Here is a 20,734-nt window from a genome sequence, read left to right as displayed (position 1 = left end):
GTTAGGAGAAATAAACGTAGATTATAAAGCTTCTACCCCCCTCTTATTAAAATTAAGATCCGGGGCAAGTTTTCCTTTATAAAAAAGAAGTGCATATAATATACGCACTTCTTAAAATGTTAATTTAAATAGTAATATCAATTGTCTGTGACATAAAGCAAAGTTTAGGCACCTAATATCAATCACTAGACTCTCCAAAACTATTAATCTGATTAAAATATTTGCTATGAAGTTTGGTAAATATCCAAGAAGATTAAATTCATTTTACATAATCTATATGGGTAAGGGGTTATTTTCCATAAAAGTTTCAATAAGTTTTGTAAATTATTATTTTACATTATTGTTCCCAAAAAAATATGTATCGAATATATATACATCTCAAGTTCTAATTCTAATTCTCATTGTAACCATACTTAACGGTTTGTAGCTTCTCTTTATATCTCTTCTCAACTTCAACTGCTTCTAACGGTGTAATATCTTTAGGTAGCACTTTTAGTATGGAGTATTGTAATTGTAAGTGAGCCATGGCGTCCTGCTTATGTTTACGTATAAGTTTGTTGTTCCCTCCATGTATCGTATGGACATACTCTTTCCATCTCCCAAGTAATCCATTCTTATTGTATGAAGAACCTATGTAAAGTTTGCCGTTAGAACAGTCTGTTATTGCATATATAGCATTAATAGAACTTAAAGCTATGTGCCAATCCTTATATGTATCACCATTAGTAACCATTTCCTTTAGTTCATTGTACATCAACGACATATTTTCAAATCCAGGGAAGTTGTATTGGTTTGTATCAGCTAGTTGTGTAATGGGTTTCTCATTGGTAGCCTTTTGCCAATACCTCATACCTTTTCCCCAATCTATAAATAGCTTGTTCTCATACTCACTCAATGTATCATTATTCATTTCAAACAAAGGATGCATAATGTTATTATTATAGGGTTCTAATAAGAATTTAGCGCAATCTTTCGATATATGATACGGTTCACCATGCTTTACTTCATACGATTTCAAGTATCTCGCTGTTGTACTTTTGTCGGCAGAAAACACTATAACTATCTCGTAGTTATCAAAGAAGCCAGGGTCTTGATGTTGGGTGTATTCGCGAAGAGAATCTTCACCATAAGCCTTTACAAAGCGTTCATGATTTGTGGAGTGTCTTATTAATAAAGTCCTATTTAAGTTATAATTACATCGCTTCAATAAATCAGATAGGTAGAATCGAACCATAATATTTCTCCTTTTATGTATTATTATAAAAAACAGTTATGTGATACCTAATTATATATTCCATGCAAATATATTTGCTATAATCAATTGCTGCTTTACTTACCTCTATCAACATAAAATCATTGTAGAAGGGTTTAGAACATGCAAAATACACTTACCATATATTAAAGGTATTAATGTTTACATAATTTATAGTAGAAAGTACAAACTATTATTGATTCTCGATTTTTTACGAAGGGGTAAAAAAATAAATGGATAATAGCAAAATCAACATTTCATTAAACAATGGATTATTAGAAAAAGGATTAAAACTTGTATCTCCCGCTAATTTAATAAACAACATTCCTTACACTACTTATGAGGTTGAATATGAAATTCCACCTCATTTAAAAGTTAATCCTTCGACAGTTTTTTCTTTAATATATAGAGTCCACCACTCTTTTTCAGATAATCAAGTACAAATAATACACTCCGCAATAAAATTTTTGTCCCAAACTACTTGGATTCCTATGGATGACGCTCAGTCTGGTTCCTGTCCTCGTGAGAGCAACTTACCTTTTTACGACCAAAAATTTATGGAATTTATTAAAAATGAGAACCAATGGGGCGCTCTTAATTATGCGGTTTATTTAGCATTTCGTTTAATTAAAAACGACTCATTAGAGAAGAGTTGTAGTAAGCGGAATTTGCTAATAATAGACAAGTTTGAAAAAGAACCAGAGGGCAATAAGATTACTTTAGGAACAGGCGAATTAAACGCATTTAATCAATTACGTTGTTGCAATATTTCTCTTAATGGGATCGTACTGGGAGAAAACTCAGACTACGATAACGCTAATGCAATAAACATATGGGCAAGTACCATTCTGCATGAATGTTTCCATAATTTTGGTTGGGACCACAGTAAAAACTATTTAGATAAGGAAGCGATTATGATTAAATATTGTATGGCAGTAGCAAACTTAAAACCAATGGAAGAGTAAACTATGGATTTTTGTCCAACAAGTACAGGTGAATGAAAAAAAGAATGGTCAATTTTGTCTGACCACTCTTTTTTTCATTCATCATCTCACACTGATATTGATTAAAGGTTATATTAGAATAATTGGGGTGTTTGCTAGTGTGTTACCAGTACTTTTTACTTCCATCGTATTTTTAAATGTATCGTTCGTTTCAAATTATAAAAGGTGCTAAATAACGTCTTAAAACCCTAAATGATATAATAAAATTACTAATTATTTTAGATGAATGGAGTAATTTAATGGAGCCAATTATTGTGAAACTTTCAACAGAATTTAATACCACGGCAAAAGATTTAAAAGATAAATTTAATGAGTATCAAGAAAAACATCAAACTGAAACTACTTTTCATAATTCAGAAGCTTCTCTGGTTTGGATTATTCGAGGATGTATTGATTATTTCGACCAATTAGACAATGGTTTTTTAGGTATAGGAAATGAATCAGGTATTCCAGACATGAAAGCGGATCATTTTGTTAACAATCTGTATCGACTAAATAATGCAATGAAATATCTAAAAAGATTATGGGATCTAAAAGAACACTTATTGTTCATTCAGGAGAGCAGCTTACAAAAATTGAATCTCTAGAGTTAAAGGGTTATAAAGATAGTCAACTTTGGAGGATTTTTAGCAACAAAGAAAATGATTCATTTACTCAACTTAGTTATTTCAACAATGAAAGCTTAGCTGAAATGGCTTACTGTTTGGAAATAGCGAGTGATAAACACGACAAGCCTAAAAAGGATAATTTATCGACAGTTGATCATCACATACAAAACAAAAGCTACCTTGACCAAAGAATATATTTAAAAGCAGAGCAAATCCGAAATATTGTGATGGCACAAATTGAGTATTTTATAACTAGTGCTGACCAAGTAAAATCAGTTAAAAGCCCTCGTAAATTTCCTCCTATCGAAGTAATAATAGACAAAGAAAATAATAAAATTAACTTTGATAAGATAGTTGAGTTAGTATCTAAAGATTTAAGAGGTGGGTATATTATTGAGGGTGGAATTGAGCATTGGAATGGGTTTGGCTTAAAAAGATTAATGGAATATACAAAAAACAGTTCAAATATCTCTTTAAAAGCACAGAATCTTATTTATAAGCGCATAGTTAACGTTATGACAAACTATTGGGAGAACTATCTAGATGCAAATATCCCTGGTGAGGAGTTACCTGATTTGGACATAATGCAAATTTTTTCAGATTACACTCCAAATTTTGATAAAAAGCATTATCTAGAATGCGAAAAATTATTCACTAATATCGCTCCATATTTTAATACAAAAGACAGGAATGACTCTACGGATATCGGCTATTTAGCAATGTTTATTGATGAAATTAGCAGAACTTTAAATATGAAATTTAATTTAGAACAAAGCGTGGATGGGTTTGTGTGCGATTATATTGTTCAATCTATTGAAAAAGTAGTTTAGTAATCCTTCGCTTAGCGTGGGGGTTCAAAGTGTTGGCAGTACCCCGTCTTGAGAAGAATTCTTATAAAATATGCAACTGGATTAGTATTTCAATTTAAATTTGGTATGAGTTTCTTAGCAAATGAGGGACGATACAATGTAGTGAACATAAACGATGAGTGGAAAAGATATAGTGAAATGGTCCCATTTTCCAAATGGGATGATTTAGTGTATATTGGAACGGCTAAACAAGGAGCAACAGAAGGGAAACAATTTGCAGTATATATGCGAGAAAAGAGAGCGAAATCATTATTACATTAATGAAAAGGAGTGTACGAATTGGGATATTTCAACCCTGAATTAATGAAAAACAATTTAGATCAGGAAGAAGCAATACAAATTGTAAAAAACTATATGAAGAGATTAGCAGAAACATATGAAGATAAAGAGTATGCAGCGGAAGTTATTGAACGTATTTACAATGAGGATACTACTTGTGAGGATATTGACTTTATTTTAGAGTGTAAAAAGCTACTATAGGGGTACCGCCACATGCCCATCAGCCTAACAGAAAAGGTTGTCCCAAAAACAATAAAAATGAACTTCATTGCTATAAAAGATTCTAATTTTTTGTTTTTGGGGCATTTTAAAATTTTAACTTGATGGTGATGTGGCGGTACCCAAAAAGAAGCGCAATAGTATATATGCTTGATGGGCATGTGATGCTATCCCTTATAAAAACAAGTATAAAAGCAGTGGATTTCGAAAGTGAAATCTCGCTGCTTTTAGCATTTAATTAAATAATTATTTTAATGCCTTCTTTAACGAACGGGAGCATTAGTTCAAGAAAGAACTTAAGAACCAAGATAAAATTCGGGTTTTCTATGGCTAAAAAATCAATAACGATATTTAACAAAGCCTTTATGTAACTAAGGTTAATTGTTTGTTTAAAAAATGGTTGCGAATTGGAATGTTATGGATTCAAAATAGAGTTAACAAGAGTTTATTCAAGCAACGGGGGGGCTACACATGATAAAAATATACTTTGGGAAAAGTTCTTCCCAAAATTACAATTTAGCTGTCCGCAGGGCAAAAAAATACTCAACTCGTTACGAAGAAGAAATCATAGGAAAAAGCCTTATCCATAAAGCGGATTACAGCCTCGAATCACTACCGAAGGCTTTAAAACTTTGGGAAAGCGTAAGGGGTTGGAAAAGCACAGAGTTATTTGTTAACGACGAACCAGCAGGTACAAATGAATTAAACACACTAAAACAAACATTAGACTGCTCTAAAAGGCGAAACGAAAGCTTGTTACCAGATGAGTATTGCAGTGAAGGTCTAAGCGATTATGATCAAGGGAAGTACTTTGGATGCAAACGATTAGATGTAGTGTTAAGGGACTTTGAATGGTCTGAAGGCTATTATTATGGGGACGAAATCCGAAACATATGGTATCGGCAGGGGAATTTGGATAAGGAAAATAAGACTTTTCATGTGGATAAAGAACGCATCATTAAACTATTGCTAGCAGAATCCAAGAAGAAACTTATTACGTTGTGCCCGTTTTTTAACCAAGATGACTTAATCCGCATGGTAAATGAACTCCCTTCCGATATTGATTTGAATGAGAATGAGAAGTTTATATTAGATGAGTCAGGAGTCGTTCCTATTGTTCGAACAATAGGAGAAATGAAATGGCGAGAGAACGAGAAAAATCGCTATTCCCTATCCATCAATTTAGACGGCGAGGATAAAGAAAAAGGTGAACCTACTCCTGAAACCACAAATATTTCATACAATGATATAGGTGGACTCGATCAGGAAATCCGTATGGTTCGTGAAAGCGTTGAAATACCATTTAAGTATCCTGAAGTGTTTGAACATCTCGGAATTTCCGCGTATAAAGGAATTTTATTTTATGGACCACCAGGAACCGGAAAAACCCAATTAGCCAAAGCGGTTGCTAATGAAACATCCATGAACTTTTATACGGTAAACGGTCCAGAAATCTTAGATAAATATTTTGGTGAGTCAGAAAGAAAACTAAGAGAAATATTTAATACTGCTAAAAATAATGCACCCTCGATAATTTTCTTTGATGAAATCGACGCAATTGCCTCTAAACGCGGGGATAGTCACACAGAAGTTCATTACAATAAAATCGTCACTCAATTATTAACGTTAATGGACGGAATGCAAGAGAGAGAGCAGGTTATCGTAATGGCTGCAACTAATCGCCAGAATAGTTTAGATCCCGCGTTAAGGAGACCAGGAAGATTTGACTTCGAAATTTATGTTGCTCCGCCAGATGAAAAGGGAAGGGAAGAGATTTTAAAAATTCACAGTCGAGAGATGCCCTTATCCGAGGATGTTGACTTAACCCAATTAGCAAAGACCTTGCATGGATACGTCGGAGCGGATATTGCTGCACTATGCAAAGAGGCTGCTTTATTTTCCCTAAGAAGACATGTAAAAGACATAGAGTCAGAAATCACAGATGTAGCTTCCATTTGTGTTTCTATGGATGATTTTAAACAGGCAAAGAATAAGATTATCCCAACAGCAGGAAGAGAAGTATTATCCTATAAGCCCAACGTAAAATGGTCAGATGTAATTGGACTCGATGAAACAAAAAAAGAGCTGGAGAAGAAGTTGATTAAGCCGTGGGTGATGAAACACAAGTATAAAGGCGTCCGAAAGATTAAAGGTCTGTTGTTACATGGACCAACCGGTGTAGGGAAGACTTATTTATCAAAAGCTCTTGCATCCGAGTTAAACATGAACGTCATTTCTTTAAAAGGCTCCGATATTCTATCCAAATATCACGGTGACTCTGCTAACAAGTTAAAAACATACTTTGAAAAAGCAAGAGAGCTTGCACCATGTATGATGATTATTGATGAAATTGATGCAATAACATCTTCTAGGGAAACCAACACAAGCGGAGCTGACTTAGTTAATGAACTACTCTCGCAAATGGATGGATACGATGAATTAACCGATGTATTGGTTGTCGGAACTACAAACTATATGAACAACATGGACCATGCTGTTCTAAGAGCCGGTCGCTTTGATTTGAAAGTGGAAGTACCTTTCCAAACTCACGAAGGGATTCGAGCATTACTCGGTTATTATCTTTCAAAATTGGAATTCCCCTATGATAAGTCATTACTAGAAAAAGAATTTTTTAACTTGAAAACCGGAGCAGATGTGGAAAGTGTTGTTAATCAGGCTATTTATGAAGCAATATGGAATGATGATTTAAAATTAACTCACACTCACTTTATTAACGCATTTGAACCAAACCCATCAGAGTCTTGTTAAGAAGCAGCCTTGATTAATTTTAAATGATTGCCGGTAGGAAGGTCTGTATCCTGACCTTCCTTTTTATTCATGCCGGATTAAGCATAGGCGCAACGATTACAGATATGAATAACACTTACTAGGGGTATGGAAACGATTCGTAGGTTGAGGGGTCACTTTAGGTAATATATCCAATTAAAGCTATCTCCTCAATAGTTCAGCAATCGGGCCATATTCTTAAATAAGGAGTACCGCCAGCATTTAGGAAAATAACCACGCTAAGAGTATGCAAGGTTCTATACAGTTTTTCGGCTCATTCAGTAACAAAGGAGAACTCTAAAACCGCGCCAGTATAGGGAAGTATATGAATAGGGTTATAGAAAAAGAAAAAGGCGAATTCCTTTTGAAAATAGGGATTCGCTTTTTTCTTGCTACCGATAATAGGACGTTATGTTAACTGATTATGAATACCCTATTCATACAAATTTGCACAAAATTGTCTTTGCTAATGGTACAATCAAAATCATGGAGAATATTATGTTAATTTTTTATGTAATACCATTTTTTCTTATATCCGGCACTTCAATATTTTTATTTTTCATGTCTGTTTCACCAAAAATTAAGGCTAAAAATCTATCATTGATAATGATCTGTTTAGCGATAAATCTACTCACAATTCCAATTTCTTGTTTGGTAGGTTCGTTTGTTTCTTTCTTATACAAATGAGGCGGCAACAGAATTTACATATAATAATCCACTTTATTTTTGGAAAAGATTTTTCTTTATTCAAATAATACCGCTTTTCATACTACTTTTAGCTTTGATACGGTGGTTTATCCGCAAGGGCAAAGAAAAAATCGACATATAAAATTTTTAAATGACTTCCAATAACGATAATTATGTAAATAAGCTGTCCATATGGACAGCTTATTGTATGTTTTTGCTTAGCGTGTTTTTTTCCGAAATGCTGGCGGTATCCCATGCCCATCAACTTAAGAATTCAGAATTACCCTAAAATGAAATTTTAGCTTGATGGGCATGGGGCGGTACACCTTTAATTAATTTCATTAATAATAAAATTAAAGAATCTTTATAGCGATATTTAATGGTAATATACTAATATAAAGTTTTTTAAAAAATATCATAATAATTTATTATTAGTTATTTTATTTCCATATAAGGAGAGATATTTATGATAAAACAAGATCTGTTGTATGAGAATGAATTGGTGAAAAATTATATTCAAGCGTATTATAAAAACCAAAGCGGGCTTTCAATATTAGCTGGTAATGTGTTTAATAGCCCTAATATACCTGGAACTTTAGTAGCAACGAATATGAGAATGTTTTTTTATACAGAAGTAATGAAAGTAAATAAGGTTCTTATTGAAATTGATTATAAAGAAATAATGAAGATTAATGAAAAGAAACAATCTATTGGGATGCTTAAGACTATCCCTTCAATTGTTGTTCATCTTAAAGAAGAAGAAATTTTTTCAACAATGGGAGATTTAGAAGCATTCTCTAAATTAAAATCTTTTTTTAGTGTAATTCCAGTAAATAAATAAGTATAAATTCATATATGGGGTAGGATGCCACATCCATCAAGCTAAAAAATTGTATCCATAAAACGAAAAAAACGCTATTCTTTTTGTAGAAATATACAGAAAGGATGGCGTTTTTGTATGAATCTATCGATTCAAGATGAGTTTCATTTATTCGCTGAAGAACTACAGCGATATCTATCTCCACATATCTTCCAACAACTCGCACAGGAGACAGGTTTTGTAAAACGTAAAAGTAAGTATGGCGCACGAGATATGGCTGCTTTATGTATTTGGATCAGTCGACATGTAGCAAGCGATTCTCTCACTCGATTATGTAGTCAGCTTTATGCAAATACAGCTACACTCATGAGTCCAGAAGGACTTAATCAACGTTTTAACCGATGCGCTGTTTTATTTCTACAGCGTATATTCTCTCTTTTAGTCAAAAGCTAACTAAACGATTCGTCTCAAATCCAAAACCAATATACTTCTTATTTTCAACGTATAAGTATTTTAGATGCTACTATTTTTCAAGTACCCAATCATTTATCCCCTATTTATCCTGGTTCAGGAGGATGTGCACAAACAGCCGGTATTAAGATTCAACTAGAGTATGATTTACATAGTGGGAAATTCCTCAATTTTCAAATGGAACCAGGTAAAAATAATGATAAAACCTTTGGTACAGAGTGTTTAGATACCTTATGCCCAGGAGATTTATGTATTCGAGATTTCGGATACTTATCTCTAAAAGATTTAGACCAGATGGATCAACGAGGGGTCCCACCCACATTTTAACGAGAATATACGCTAAGAAAATTTTTACATACACTGAGTTAGATTGTCTATTCTAACTATGACGCTTTTTGTAGTGATTAGGGATGCGACCTAGATACAAGAAAAAACGGGTCATAATTTGGACTGTAATTCCAGTTATGACCCGTTTATAAACTAGTATTGCACCTTTGATTTATACGTCTTATATTTTTCATGATCATTATTCGTAAAATTATCAATATGTCAACCATTCAAACAGTCAAATATAGACGATCCGTTAATGTTTCAATTAAAGGACTCATGTTTTGAATTGAATTTCGATATCTTTCACTATTCTTCATAGTGTCTAATGTTTCTTTATCTGGCCAAATGCTTACTACACCAAAAGAAGTATTATCGTTTTCAATGCTAGGCTCTAAGAAATATGCACTAATACAGCCTGCCTCTTTGTTGATAGGTACGAGCACAAGCCGTCCCATTTCTCGAAGCTGTTCTTCCATTCCCGCTTTACAATCTAAAGTTACCACTCTAACAAACATTAAATTCCCTCCTAAAAATTATTTATTTAGAACATATATTTCAACAGACCTTTATTTCTATTGTTGAATTGTTTTAGTAATTCTCATTTCCCTTAACCAGCAAAATGAGAATGATTTTATAAGACAACCTTTTCATTTAACCAAGAATCAATTTTAGTAAGAGATTCCTTTGAAGAGGTATTATTAAGTGCCTGGTGTAATACAGCAATCGTTGTACGTTTTAAGATAGATTGCCAAGCATATTCAGCTTCTTTCATTACATCGGATAATAGACAGGTTGTATTTTCTTTTAATTGAAACATTGTATGAAAGATGCCATTTGAACGATAAAGAGATTCTAAGCCTTCTACAGCAATATACACATCATATATTCGAATATTTTCAGGAACAGCTTGTAATTGAAAGCCTCCTTTTACACCTGGCACTGAAGAAACAAGCCCTGCTCGTACAAGTTTTCTCATTAATTTTTGAAGATAAGTTGGAGAAACATGTAGTTGTTGACTTAATGATTCACCTGATAACATAGCACGCTTAGGTAAACGATTAAGCAATAAAAGAGCATATACAGCTTGTTCCACGCCAGCCGTCATTTTCATGCGTCATCATTCTTTTTTAATGATTGTTTTTGCTGTTCTTCTTTCAATTTTTCAGGTGTAACATCATTACCTAAAGGGTCTAATATTGTTAACCCTGTAACTGTGCTGTTTACTTGACCACGAATAACTTGAAGATATTCTTGACGTAATTCTTGACGCTCCTTTAATTCTGTTTGTGTTAAACCATCTTCTTTTTGTTTCTTAGCTAATATGTTAATTCGATTTAAAATTTCAATCATTTCTTTCTCCACCTTTCTTTTTATAAAAGTTCTTGTGCAAGTAATCTATAAGACTGTAGTCTTGCTTCATGACTATGACTGATTGTCCCAATCACAGCTTCATTAATACCAAAATTTTCATCATGTGCACGTAACGTATTTGCAACATCTTTTGCATTCCCAACTAAGAATCGTTTACGATTATTCTGTATATGCATCTTATCCATTTCGGTATAAGAATAATTTAATGCTTCCTCAGGAGATAATATTTGCAAAGGCATCCCTTTATCTAAAAATAATAAGTTTAAATCTAAACTAGCTGCATGATATTCAGCTTCTTCAGCTGTTTCTGCCGCCATCACGAAATAACCAACATTAATTTGAGGGTTTTGCATAAACTCCGAAGGAGTGAAATTTGTACGATAAGACTCCAACATTTCGGCAGATAATTGTCCACTAATGAATTGAGCAAACGAATATCCAATACCAAATCGTCCTGCTTGTGCAGCGCTGCTGCCACTAGATCCTAATAGCCAAACTTCAGGTAATGGAGCACTCAATGGAGCTGCCAGTGTACGATTATATAGATGATCAATAGGCATCGTTTCTGACATAAACATCATCGTTTCCACTAATTTATCGTACTGGTTGAACAGGTTCGGTTGTTTTCCTTCATGTAATGCAAGAGTAGAAAATTGGTCACCACCGGGTGCACGGCCTACACCGAAATCAATTCTATTAGGATATAATGTCGTTAATGTTTTAAATATTTCAGCCATTTTTAATGGAGAGTAATGCATCAGCATGATTCCACCAGAACCAACACGAATTTGGTTCGTCACTGATGCAATATGGGCAATCAATATTTCAGGTGAAGCACTAGCTAAGTTTGCAGATCCATGATGTTCGGAATACCATATTCTTTGATATCCTAAACCATCTACTAATTGAGCTAATTCAATAGTATTTTGTATAGTTTCATGAGGAGTCTGTCCATTTGAAACTGGAGTTTGATCCAAAACACTTAATTTCATAAAAAAACCTTCTTTCGTAGTTTATATAGATACTTAATATCCATAATTGGAGCGTATTTTCATTTCAATATTGATTTAATAAAAATTTCGCCCGATTCTTTACTTTGATAATTTACTTTTTATTGCGCCTTTAGTATTGGGGGAACCTCTTTGTCGATGGTCCCCCTACAATAGTAAAATACATTATTAAATAGTAATGATTAAAGTTTTCCATTCCAGTAAGTTACTTCATCAACCCCTAATCTTACTGTTGGGAATCCTGGTTCTCTTGCTTTACCAACAGCAAGCATTAGGATGTTAACTAAGTTTTCTGGGACATTAAATTCCTTACGGAATTCTTCAATGCTGTAGCCAAGCATAGGTACGGTATCGTATCCTCTTGCCTTTGCAGCTAGCATGAGTTGCATGGCTACTAGACCACCATCAAGCATTTGCCATTCTTTTTTTACTTGTTCACTTACAGAACCATAATATCCCTGTACACTGTTGTTGATTCTGTCTTTAATTTCTTCTGTCATATACCCCGCATCTACAGCTCTTTGATTGATTTTATCAGCGTTCTCCATTGAATAAGCATTCATGTCTCCTAACACCACAATAACTGCGGATGCATCAACCACTTGTTGTTGTCCTGAAGCCATTGGAAGTAGCTTCTCTTTAAGAGTAGAATCTGTAAATACCATAAAACGCCAAGGATTTAGATTTGTTCCACTTGGTGCAAGAATAGCCTCTTCAAGCAGCTCTTTAATTTCTTCTTCTTTGATCTTAACTAAAGGATCATAAAAGCGAACCGAACGACGTTCGCGAATCACGTCATAAAAATTTGCAGTACGATTTTCTTTTTTCATATTTTTACTACCTCCATCATGTATGATAATTAACTCGTTATGCATGAGGTGTTCAATGAATAAAGTCACAACACTCTTGTTCATAAGTTGCTAACAAACCCTATTATGGTATAGTACTGATATAATGAAAAGTACGCACTTTTTCGTGATATAGACACTTTTTCGTAATATAGGCACGAAAAAGTACCTATTGGATATATAAAGGAGTTCATTATGAAGAAGGAATACAATAATCGAATCGAAGTGGTTTTAGAAGTTATTGGTGGAAAATGGAAATCGCATATTTTATATCACTTAACAAGAGGTCCTATACGAACAGGTGAATTAAAACGCTTGGTAACTGGTATTACACAAAAGATGCTCACCGAGCAATTAAAAGAGCTCGAAAAAGATGGCTTAATATCTAGAAAAGTATACAATCAAGTGCCACCAAAAGTTGAATATTCCCTTACAGAACATGGAGAATCGTTAAAAAAAGTTTTAAAGGTACTTTGTGATTGGGGAGGAGATTATATTAAGCATAGATACCCTAATGGTGAAGTCATAGTAAAAAATAGTGATGATAATTGACTACCATTTAGCTCCGAACTCAAGTTGTATCAAGTGTCTATTTATCTCTAATTTACAAGTTGAACAGTATTAGATATTGACAAGGGAAACCTACATCTCCAGCGTTTAGAAAAGGATACTCCAGAGGAAGCCAAACAACTAAGTTCTAAACTCTATCACATGTTACCTCGGGTTAAACTTGCAGACCTACTTCTAGAAGTGGCGAACTGGACAGGCTTCGAGCAACAATTTATTCATGCATCCACAAACAAACCACCTAAAGAGGAAGAAATCATTATTACACTTGCTTCACTTATGGCTATGGGAACAAATATTGGACTTACGAAAATGGCAGAGGCTACACCAAATATCTCTTATCATCAGTTAGCTAATGCAAGTCAGTGGCGTATGTACGATGATGCACTAAATCGTGCTCAGGCGATATTGGTTAATTTTCAACATCGGCTACCTTTGGCTTCTTACTGGGGTGACGGTACTACTTCATCATCGGACGGAATGCGTGTTCAAATTGGGGTGTCTTCTTTGAGTGCTAGCTCGAATCCACACTATGGATCTGGTAAAGGAGCGACTATATATAGATTCGTAAGTGATCAATTTTTTTCCTTTTACACAAAAGTTATTAACACGAATGCAAGAGATGCTATACATGTGATTGATGGGTTACTTCATCATGAATCTGATTTAATGATTGAAGAGCATTATACGGATACAGCCGGCTATACTGATCAAGTATTCGGCTTAACTCACTTGTTGGGATTCCGTTTTGCACCCCGATTAAGGGACTTATCAAGTTCTAAATTGTATACAATTGGTTCACCTAAAGATTTTTCAAATATAGAAGGTCTTATAAGGGGACAAGTGAATATGAAATTGATTTATGAAAATTATGATGACGTTTTACGTATAGCCCATTCAATTCGAGAAGGAAAAGTGTCCGGTGCACTAATTATGGGCAAATTAGGTTCTTATACTCGCCAGAATAAAGTAGCAAAGGCATTAAGAGAAATGGGTAGAATTGAAAAGACTATCTTTATTTTAGATTATCTTTCAGATAAAACGTTACGTAGAAAAGTCCAACGAGGATTAAACAAAGGGGAAGCAATGAATTCACTAGCAAGAGCAATATTTTTTGGGAAACACGGAGAATTCCGTGAACGTGCTCTCCAAGACCAATTGCAACGAGCAAGTGTATTAAGCATTCTTATTAATGCCATCATTATATGGAACACCGTATATTTAAGCAAAGCTGTAGAAATGCTAAGAAGTACGCATGGGTTTAACGCAGAACTATTAAAACATATCTCACCACTAGGATGGGAGCATTATCAACTTTTTAGGTGAGTACCGATTTAATATGAAAGATACTACAACGCTAGAATCCCTTCGTCCTTTACAACAAGTCTAAAAATAAGAGCCGGATTTTTCTTAGAGTAGAAAGTCCGGCTTATTTTATGTCGAAATTTGCTTAGCGTATATTTTCGTTAAAATGTGGGTGGGAACCCATGCCCATCAAGTTAAGCTTATATAAGTTTAATTTTACATGAGATTTTTTCTTTCTTTTAAAGATCCAGTGTAAGTTCTTTAAAGATTTGCATACCAAATAAATCCTATTGGGTTTCAATTTTTTTGGATTACGCTACTTGATTGTGAGACATAGAAAATTTGTATACGACGCCTAAGATATCAAAGACTGTTTTCTTCTCATACCTATGGGATTTTCGTCCGTTTTTCTGTAAGAGATTGAACAAACGAAACAATATCTTTGTTAATTCTCGGGTGTCTTTTTGTAAAGATTGATAAATAAGTGGAAAATAATCTTTTATGATATAAATCGCTTTATATTCGCTTAATTCTCGTTTCTTCTTGATGAGGAGTAATTGGCGCATTTGAAACATGGTGGAGGAACAAAGAAGGATACTTATTAATTGCCCGTATAAGTGACATTCTAGTCGTTCTAATTTTACAGAATTACAGTGATGAATACGAAAAAATGATTTCCATGTTTTAAAGATAAGTTCAATTTGCCATCGTAAGGAGTAAAAATCGTATACTTGCTCCTTTGGTAGATATTCCAAAGGAATATTTGTAATGTAAAAGTTAATTGCACTAAGCCGCTTACTGCGTTCTTTATAGGTAATTTGCTTCTTATGTTCTTTAGATGCTAAATCCTTTTGTCTACGTTGCATTTGCGTTTCAGTTAATTTATACAGAATTCGTCTTGCAGGAAGCTTTTGATACATTCCAATATAAATCTCAGGAATTTCATATGTTTCACCTGACTACAATTGATTAATGAATTGCTCCATATCTAATTGGATGTACTCAGAGTGCTTTTTTATTGTTCCATTTTGAAAGTATTCAGGCTCTTTATTCTTCTGATATATACGTGTATTGAGTTTTAATCTTGAAATAAAATAAGCATTACACTCTTCTATAGTATGTAAGTCTTTTAAGTCGAAATATCCTAAATCACGTATACATATATCGTTAGGTTGAAGGGACTTTAAACAAGTAGAACCATACGTTTTATCATTGTGCTTTCCTGATCCTACATGAACATGTAGAAACTGACCACTTAGTAAATCATACTCTAGTTGAATTTTCACACCAGCATTTTGACCACTACCTTCTGAACCTTGATATGTAGAAGAAAATTTATCTGGAACCTGAAAATGTGTAGAATCTAATACACGAATACGCCGAAAATAGTTTGTATACAAAGTTGGAATCTTGCTAGAAGAACAAAATTGTTGGTGAAGTAAATGCGCTAAGAGTTGTTGTAACAACTGTACAGCTTGAGAATTAAAGCGCTGATTGAGTCCTTCTGGACTCATAGAAATACCTGTGTTGGCTTCTAATCGACTACATAGTTGTGTCAATGAAGTGTTTACTATGTTTTGGTTTTGGCTTAACCAAACACAAAGAGCTACTAAATCTTGTGCACGATATTTACTTTTTCGTTGAACAAATCCTATCTCTCTAGCTAATTGTTCTAAAGCATGTGGTGACATATATCGCTGTAATTCTTTGGTGAATAATTGTAATTCATCAGAAATTGATAGATTCATAGAAAAACGCCATCCTTTCGTATATGTGGTTAACAAAAGAATAATATTTTTTATAGTATGGATATAAATCCATCTTAGCGTGATGGCGATAGGATACCACCAAAAAAATAGGAAAAACATATCCTAGAATCCCCTTTGGGATGAATAAACTACTTTTCTACGCTAACCAATTACTATTTAGAAAGAAAAAAGTACCGTTTCTTATATTAAATGTATCGTTATTGTACAATTGACACATTTAATATAAGAGGATACCTAACATGAATAAAGTGTCCATTTATGAGGAACAATATAAAATAGAGGGATATTATTGGGGGATTGAACCGAATTCAGCTTGTTATCAACTTATACAGTTAATGCCACCTACCAAGCGGTTTAAGCTGTTAGATATCGGTCAGCGCCTGTCTGCCCATGCGGTATAGATAATAGAGAATTGGACACCATTAACTTGAGCTTCAATATTCCAATTTAAAAAGGAGGTATGTATATGGAATTTAGAACGAAAGATCTGATGATCCGTATCGTTGCTGCTGGAAATGACGACATAAATCATGGTGGGGGCGCTCATCAGGTCATTGAGCCTCGGGGCTGCGGTGCGTGCTCGAGGTGTAGTGGTTGTACTACATGCACTTCATGCTCTAGATGCACGGGCCACACCAACTGTGGGATCAGCATTTTCGTAGCTGAACGCATCATCAACAACCCCGAAGAGTTCTCTTTGCTGAAAGCAGAACTGAAACAGGCATTGGAGAGTGTGGAACTCCAAGAAAAGATACTGAACATCGCAAAAGATCCAACTGAAGAGCATCGAAGAAGCGAAGGCAATGGAAAATAGACTGAGTGCCCTACTTGAAGAAGTGAGGCAACAAAAAGGGTTGCTACAACCGAACAGCCAGACTACCGATACCTAAAAGTCATTATATGGAGAGGTGCTTTATGTCATCTGTTTTCTACAAGTCTGTATTAGACCTTGAATTTCGTTCGAATCGCTGCTACGACCTTGTCCCGTTTGATCGCTTGTCAACCGCGTATCGTGAGGCGTATGCAGACTTGCAGAAGGATCCTGATTTCTTCGGGATTCTTCTGCCTAAAAATCATACAAGCCTCGGGGTCAAATCTGCATGCCGCAATGTAGCATCGCTTTTTTACTCGTTACAAGAAGCAGGTCCGCTTCCTCACGATGTAAAATCGGCCTTGGAAAAAACAGGTGAGGGATCTGTTAGAGAACTTGTCTTGGATGGAATTTTAGAAATGAAGTGGAACGGGGCGTTTCTTTCGGGTGCTGATGCCCATCCGTTCATTTGTGAATCCGCTTTGTCCGTTTCTGCTAAGGACCCTCTTGCCAAATTGTCCATCGCTGCCCTTACATACGCACAAAACTTAGAAATCAATGAAGCAGCCAGCCTGTCCGCAAGGCTCTATTTTTACAATCGGATGCCTGTCACTCCTGAGTGGAAAGCAATATTTTCATCGACAGACTCTATTTTGCGCCATGTGACTCCTTCGGGCGGGGTCAATCAAGACGTACTCGAAAAGCATTGGGCAAAAGTTTCGAAACGTCCTTCCCATGACGGATGGATGGTGTGGCGGTCTCGACAAAAGCGGGCATCGTTAAGTGAGTCAACTGGGACTTATAAGTTGTATCTGAGTCCGCATTGTGAATTCCTGCAAGAAGCGTTTTCAGCGATGTTGGATGTTCTGACGGAAGTGAAAGTTCCCATTTTTAAGATCGGCAGTGATGTGTACGGCATGTTGCGGCCCGATAAGATGGTCGCATATTTCACAAATTACGAGGAACTACAGGAGACCGCACATAAGATTGGACAGAAACTGCAGGGGTGCCCCGCTCATGGAGTTCCTTTCACATCCAATCTTGCGGGTGACGGACTGCTATCGTGGGGAGTGGACCCGCCAAAAGAGCATCAGCAGGTGCTTGGTTGGCAGGAGCGACAGAGTTGGCGCTTGTGGCTTACCAATCGCTTGGCTACATACCTGTTACTGGCCAAAACAGCGCACTCCGGTCATCTGGAGCCATGGCAATTCGCTTTAGACCGCCTGCGGATGGACGGGGTGGACACGGAGAACTGGCGGCCGTTGCAAACGATTTGGGAAAAGGGTTGGAGTCGGGAGGAGGAGTGAGCGGATGTCTGTCACAGGAATTTTTGTATTGCCGGCCGATGTGATTCTAACGCCTGCCAAGGAGTTCTCGAAGGACATACTGGAGCAAATGGAATGTGAAGAGGAGTCCTATGCCATATCGCGTCCAGGATTGCGTTCGACGGCCAAAATGATAGATGCGGCAACGACGGCTTTGCTGAAAGAGTTTCAGACGCCAAAAACGATCGTCCAAGCCGTTCTCAATTTCAGCATCACACAACAATGCGATCCTGAAGAAGCGATTGAGGGGGCTTACCCGTTGTTAAAAAACATGATCTCTGCTCGTTTCCTCGTTCCCCTAGGTTCTGAAGAAAGTAAAAAAATCGTGTCTACCCTGCAACCTGGAACGATGTTCGGCAACTACGAAGTGGTTCGAGTCATTCAAGTGCTGGAAGACACGGAATTGTATCAGGTACAGGACGCGTCGGGACGCATTGCTGCTCTGAAGATGATCCGTCCGGGTGACCATCTGGAGATGGCAGGATCGTTAAAACGGGAAAAAGCGGTTCTCCAGCACCTGAAAGGGCCTGTTTTCCCCACTTTGCTTGAAGCGGGGATGTATCAAGATCGAGAATACCTTTTCCTGGAATGGGTCTCTGGTGTTCACGCCCATATCGCCGCCAAAGAATATCTCAAACTTCCCTTCATCGAGAGCAGGCGTAAACTGTTGTCCCTCTCGTGCAACATTCTGGAAGCCTATTCTTGTCTTCACCAGCAAAAAGTCATTCATGGCGATGTCCATGAGAAGAACTTACTGGTTGAAAGCGATGGTAGCGTTAAGATTCTGGACTATGGCTTGGCGAGGTCAGAGATTCTCAATCATCTTGGAGAACCACCAAGGGGCGGCATGGGGGAGTATCTGGAACCCGAATATGCAAAAGCACGTCTTGAGAATCTCAGACCGCCGAAAGCATCGATTGCGGGAGAGCAGTACCAGTTGGCTGTCTTGTTGTACTACTTGTTCACCGGTTCTCATTATCTGAAATTTGCTGTGGAGAAAAAGGAAATGAGAAGGCAGATTGCGGAAGATCATACGTTGCCTTTCTTTGTTCAGTCCGCACAACCTTGGCCTGAAGTGGAGGCGGTGTTGGCAAAAGCATTACACAAGGACCCGTCTGAGCGTTTTTCGTCTGTTGCAGAATTTTTAGAAGCATTGAAACAGGTGGCTGTATCGGAACAACAGGATGAAATGCCCAACCGGTTAGAAGCACGCACTCTCCTTTTAGACGAAACTTTGAGAGAGGTTCTGAAACGGGCCGGAACGGACGGATCCTTGTTCCAAACGGGTATCACCTCAGAGCCTACTTGCTCCCTTAATTTCGGAGCGGCTGGGATTGCTTACTTTTTTTACAGGCTCGCTTGTTTGCAGAACAGCCCTGCTCTGTTGGCTTTGGCAGATCAATGGGCATCCAAAGCGGCCCATCAAGCTGGGAATCCGAACTCATTTTACAGCGCTCCTGAACTGATCCCTGAGAAGGTCGGACTCGTTTCGCCTTATCACACCGTAAGCGGGGTGTATTGTGTTCAGGCGTTGATCAGTCAAGCGATGGGCGATATGGTCTCTTTGCAACATGCACTTAATGATTTTGTTCAAGTTTCTCTGCAACCTTGTGAGAATTTGGATCTGACTCTCGGCAAGTCGAGTACATTGCTTGCTTGCTCTCAGTTGTTGGATGTTCTGCCGGACAACGATTTAATCGATCCGCAACCCTTGTTGAAATTGGGAGATTGCACGCTGCAAAGCATCTGGGCTGAAATTGATACTTTGCCCCCAATTCAGCAGGCTACAGAGCTTTCTTTTTTAGGAATTGCACACGGATGGGCAGGTATTTTGTATGCAACGATGCGATGGTGTCAATCGGCGAACCGCACATTCCCCTCATCTTTGGTTGATCGTCTGGAAGAGTTGGCTGGTTGTGCAGAAGTGTTCGGCCGAGGAGTTCGATGGAAACGGAAGTTAGGATCAAGACGTTCTGACGATTATACCGCGGGATGGTGTAATGGCAGTACGGGATTTGTTTTTCTGTGGACATATGCCTATGAAATGCTGAATGCGGAAAAGTACCTGACGCTGGCTCAAAAGGCGGCATGGAATGCGTGGGAAGACACGGAGCGGATGGCGGATTTATGCTGCGGTTACACGGGTCGAGCTTACTCTTTGCTGAATGTCTACAAATATACTGGCGACAAAGAATGGGTATACCGCGCCCGCGAGTTAGCCAATCGGGCAGCGAACCTTATTCAAACCTATGCTTTCACGAAGGACAGTCTTTATAAAGGCGAAATCGGTGTTGCTCTCTTAGCCGCTGATTTGAGCAAGCCGGAGATGGCCTGCATGCCGTTTTTTGAGAGAGAAAAGCGAGGTTAATATGAACAACGTGTCAGGACGAAGCACCCGATAC

The 20,734-nt window shown here is 36.8% G+C and carries 17 protein-coding genes and 5 pseudogenes; 15 read left to right on the top strand and 7 right to left on the bottom strand.

Translation table 11 applies throughout. The features are described 5' to 3' along the window. Positions 1 to 391 precede the first annotated feature (391 nt). On the bottom strand, positions 392 to 1,234 hold the full coding sequence (locus QCI75_RS29830; RefSeq protein ID WP_353762121.1) for a GIY-YIG nuclease family protein: 843 nt from the start codon (positions 1,232 to 1,234) through the stop codon (positions 392 to 394). Positions 1,235 to 1,485: 251 nt separating this feature from the next. On the opposite strand from QCI75_RS29830, the gene QCI75_RS29825 reads away from it, so the two are divergent. From QCI75_RS29825 to QCI75_RS29785, 9 genes and pseudogenes are all read left to right on the top strand, one after another. After that, positions 1,486 to 2,217, top strand: coding sequence for a hypothetical protein (locus QCI75_RS29825; RefSeq protein WP_353762120.1), 732 nt, complete (start codon positions 1,486 to 1,488; stop codon positions 2,215 to 2,217). 278 nt (positions 2,218 to 2,495) lie between these two features. Then, positions 2,496 to 2,843, top strand: a complete 348-nt coding sequence (locus QCI75_RS29820) for a hypothetical protein (RefSeq protein ID WP_353762119.1) — start codon at positions 2,496 to 2,498, stop codon at positions 2,841 to 2,843. Further along, positions 2,780 to 3,694, top strand: coding sequence for a hypothetical protein (locus QCI75_RS29815; protein WP_353762118.1), 915 nt, complete (start codon positions 2,780 to 2,782; stop codon positions 3,692 to 3,694). The genes QCI75_RS29820 and QCI75_RS29815 overlap by 64 nt, the downstream gene beginning before the upstream one ends. Before the next feature lie 99 nt (positions 3,695 to 3,793). Continuing rightward, a pseudogene (locus QCI75_RS29810) lies at positions 3,794 to 3,994 on the top strand (hypothetical protein); the annotation flags it as partial. A gap of 18 nt (positions 3,995 to 4,012) precedes the next feature. Further along, positions 4,013 to 4,213, top strand: coding sequence for a hypothetical protein (locus QCI75_RS29805; protein ID WP_353762117.1), 201 nt, complete (start codon positions 4,013 to 4,015; stop codon positions 4,211 to 4,213). Positions 4,214 to 4,702: 489 nt separating this feature from the next. Then, a complete protein-coding gene (locus QCI75_RS29800; protein WP_353762116.1) occupies positions 4,703 to 7,000 on the top strand; it encodes an AAA family ATPase in 2,298 nt (765 codons plus the stop codon). A 516-nt stretch (positions 7,001 to 7,516) separates the two neighbouring features. Further along, positions 7,517 to 7,847, top strand: a pseudogene (locus QCI75_RS29795) (hypothetical protein). Positions 7,848 to 8,171: 324 nt separating this feature from the next. Next, the gene (locus QCI75_RS29790) at positions 8,172 to 8,546 is read left to right on the top strand and encodes a PH domain-containing protein (RefSeq protein WP_353762115.1); all 375 of its coding nucleotides are present in this window, start codon (positions 8,172 to 8,174) and stop codon (positions 8,544 to 8,546) included. A gap of 117 nt (positions 8,547 to 8,663) precedes the next feature. Further along, positions 8,664 to 9,305, top strand: a pseudogene (locus QCI75_RS29785) (IS4 family transposase); the annotation flags it as partial. A 248-nt stretch (positions 9,306 to 9,553) separates the two neighbouring features. Here the strand turns inward: QCI75_RS29785 and QCI75_RS29780 are convergent. The 5 genes from QCI75_RS29780 to QCI75_RS29760 form a co-directional block, all read right to left on the bottom strand. Then, the gene (locus QCI75_RS29780; RefSeq protein ID WP_353762114.1) at positions 9,554 to 9,841 is read right to left on the bottom strand and encodes a putative quinol monooxygenase; all 288 of its coding nucleotides are present in this window, start codon (positions 9,839 to 9,841) and stop codon (positions 9,554 to 9,556) included. 116 nt (positions 9,842 to 9,957) lie between these two features. Next, positions 9,958 to 10,437: an Rrf2 family transcriptional regulator gene (locus QCI75_RS29775; protein ID WP_353762113.1), complete on the bottom strand. Its 480-nt coding sequence runs from the start codon at positions 10,435 to 10,437 to the stop codon at positions 9,958 to 9,960. Next, on the bottom strand, positions 10,434 to 10,676 hold the full coding sequence (locus QCI75_RS29770) for a DUF896 domain-containing protein (protein WP_353762112.1): 243 nt from the start codon (positions 10,674 to 10,676) through the stop codon (positions 10,434 to 10,436). Before QCI75_RS29770 ends, QCI75_RS29775 begins: the two co-directional genes overlap by 4 nt. Positions 10,677 to 10,696: 20 nt before the next feature. Then, positions 10,697 to 11,689: an LLM class flavin-dependent oxidoreductase gene (locus QCI75_RS29765; RefSeq protein WP_353762111.1), complete on the bottom strand. Its 993-nt coding sequence runs from the start codon at positions 11,687 to 11,689 to the stop codon at positions 10,697 to 10,699. 200 nt (positions 11,690 to 11,889) lie between these two features. Beyond that, positions 11,890 to 12,537 carry a nitroreductase family protein gene (locus QCI75_RS29760; protein ID WP_353762110.1) on the bottom strand — a complete coding sequence of 216 codons (648 nt, stop codon included), beginning with the start codon at positions 12,535 to 12,537 and terminating at the stop codon, positions 11,890 to 11,892. A gap of 213 nt (positions 12,538 to 12,750) precedes the next feature. On the opposite strand from QCI75_RS29760, the gene QCI75_RS29755 reads away from it, so the two are divergent. Both QCI75_RS29755 and QCI75_RS29750 read left to right on the top strand, forming a co-directional pair. Beyond that, the gene (locus QCI75_RS29755) at positions 12,751 to 13,107 is read left to right on the top strand and encodes a winged helix-turn-helix transcriptional regulator (protein ID WP_353762109.1); all 357 of its coding nucleotides are present in this window, start codon (positions 12,751 to 12,753) and stop codon (positions 13,105 to 13,107) included. Positions 13,108 to 13,176: 69 nt separating this feature from the next. Further along, positions 13,177 to 14,512, top strand: a pseudogene (locus QCI75_RS29750) (Tn3 family transposase); the annotation flags it as partial. Between the two features lie 226 nt (positions 14,513 to 14,738). Here the strand turns inward: QCI75_RS29750 and QCI75_RS29745 are convergent. Next, positions 14,739 to 16,175 (bottom strand): annotated as a pseudogene (locus tag QCI75_RS29745) (IS4 family transposase). 260 nt (positions 16,176 to 16,435) lie between these two features. Between QCI75_RS29745 and QCI75_RS29740 the strand changes: the two are divergent. From QCI75_RS29740 to QCI75_RS29725, 4 genes are all read left to right on the top strand, one after another. Then, positions 16,436 to 16,597, top strand: coding sequence for a hypothetical protein (locus QCI75_RS29740; protein ID WP_353762108.1), 162 nt, complete (start codon positions 16,436 to 16,438; stop codon positions 16,595 to 16,597). A gap of 65 nt (positions 16,598 to 16,662) precedes the next feature. Next, positions 16,663 to 17,010 carry a hypothetical protein gene (locus tag QCI75_RS29735; RefSeq protein WP_353762107.1) on the top strand — a complete coding sequence of 116 codons (348 nt, stop codon included), beginning with the start codon at positions 16,663 to 16,665 and terminating at the stop codon, positions 17,008 to 17,010. Positions 17,011 to 17,111: 101 nt separating this feature from the next. Further along, the gene (locus tag QCI75_RS29730; RefSeq protein WP_353762106.1) at positions 17,112 to 18,314 is read left to right on the top strand and encodes a hypothetical protein; all 1,203 of its coding nucleotides are present in this window, start codon (positions 17,112 to 17,114) and stop codon (positions 18,312 to 18,314) included. A gap of 4 nt (positions 18,315 to 18,318) precedes the next feature. Further along, entirely contained in the window at positions 18,319 to 20,700 is a 2,382-nt protein-coding gene (locus QCI75_RS29725) for a lanthionine synthetase LanC family protein (protein ID WP_353762105.1), read from the top strand. Positions 20,701 to 20,734: the final 34 nt, after the last annotated feature.

This window comes from Bacillus cereus group sp. RP43, from assembly GCF_040459645.1.
Taxonomy (GTDB): domain Bacteria; phylum Bacillota; class Bacilli; order Bacillales; family Bacillaceae_G; genus Bacillus_A; species Bacillus_A mycoides_C.
Note: the sequence above shows the minus strand (reverse complement) of the source record. Positions and strands in the feature narration are given on the sequence as shown.

Coding starts and splice junctions, on each gene's coding strand:
- QCI75_RS29800 (WP_353762116.1), top strand. CDS start 4,703: ATGATAAAAATATACTTTGGGAAAAGTTCTTCCCAAAATTACAATTTA.
- QCI75_RS29790 (WP_353762115.1), top strand. CDS start 8,172: ATGATAAAACAAGATCTGTTGTATGAGAATGAATTGGTGAAAAATTAT.
- QCI75_RS29780 (WP_353762114.1), bottom strand. CDS start 9,841: ATGTTTGTTAGAGTGGTAACTTTAGATTGTAAAGCGGGAATGGAAGAA.
- QCI75_RS29725 (WP_353762105.1), top strand. CDS start 18,319: ATGTCTGTCACAGGAATTTTTGTATTGCCGGCCGATGTGATTCTAACG.
- QCI75_RS29735 (WP_353762107.1), top strand. CDS start 16,663: ATGGAATTTAGAACGAAAGATCTGATGATCCGTATCGTTGCTGCTGGA.
- QCI75_RS29815 (WP_353762118.1), top strand. CDS start 2,780: ATGGGATCTAAAAGAACACTTATTGTTCATTCAGGAGAGCAGCTTACA.
- QCI75_RS29770 (WP_353762112.1), bottom strand. CDS start 10,676: ATGATTGAAATTTTAAATCGAATTAACATATTAGCTAAGAAACAAAAA.
- QCI75_RS29760 (WP_353762110.1), bottom strand. CDS start 12,537: ATGAAAAAAGAAAATCGTACTGCAAATTTTTATGACGTGATTCGCGAA.
- QCI75_RS29755 (WP_353762109.1), top strand. CDS start 12,751: ATGAAGAAGGAATACAATAATCGAATCGAAGTGGTTTTAGAAGTTATT.
- QCI75_RS29730 (WP_353762106.1), top strand. CDS start 17,112: ATGTCATCTGTTTTCTACAAGTCTGTATTAGACCTTGAATTTCGTTCG.
- QCI75_RS29775 (WP_353762113.1), bottom strand. CDS start 10,437: ATGAAAATGACGGCTGGCGTGGAACAAGCTGTATATGCTCTTTTATTG.
- QCI75_RS29765 (WP_353762111.1), bottom strand. CDS start 11,689: ATGAAATTAAGTGTTTTGGATCAAACTCCAGTTTCAAATGGACAGACT.
- QCI75_RS29830 (WP_353762121.1), bottom strand. CDS start 1,234: ATGGTTCGATTCTACCTATCTGATTTATTGAAGCGATGTAATTATAAC.
- QCI75_RS29740 (WP_353762108.1), top strand. CDS start 16,436: ATGAATAAAGTGTCCATTTATGAGGAACAATATAAAATAGAGGGATAT.
- QCI75_RS29825 (WP_353762120.1), top strand. CDS start 1,486: ATGGATAATAGCAAAATCAACATTTCATTAAACAATGGATTATTAGAA.
- QCI75_RS29820 (WP_353762119.1), top strand. CDS start 2,496: ATGGAGCCAATTATTGTGAAACTTTCAACAGAATTTAATACCACGGCA.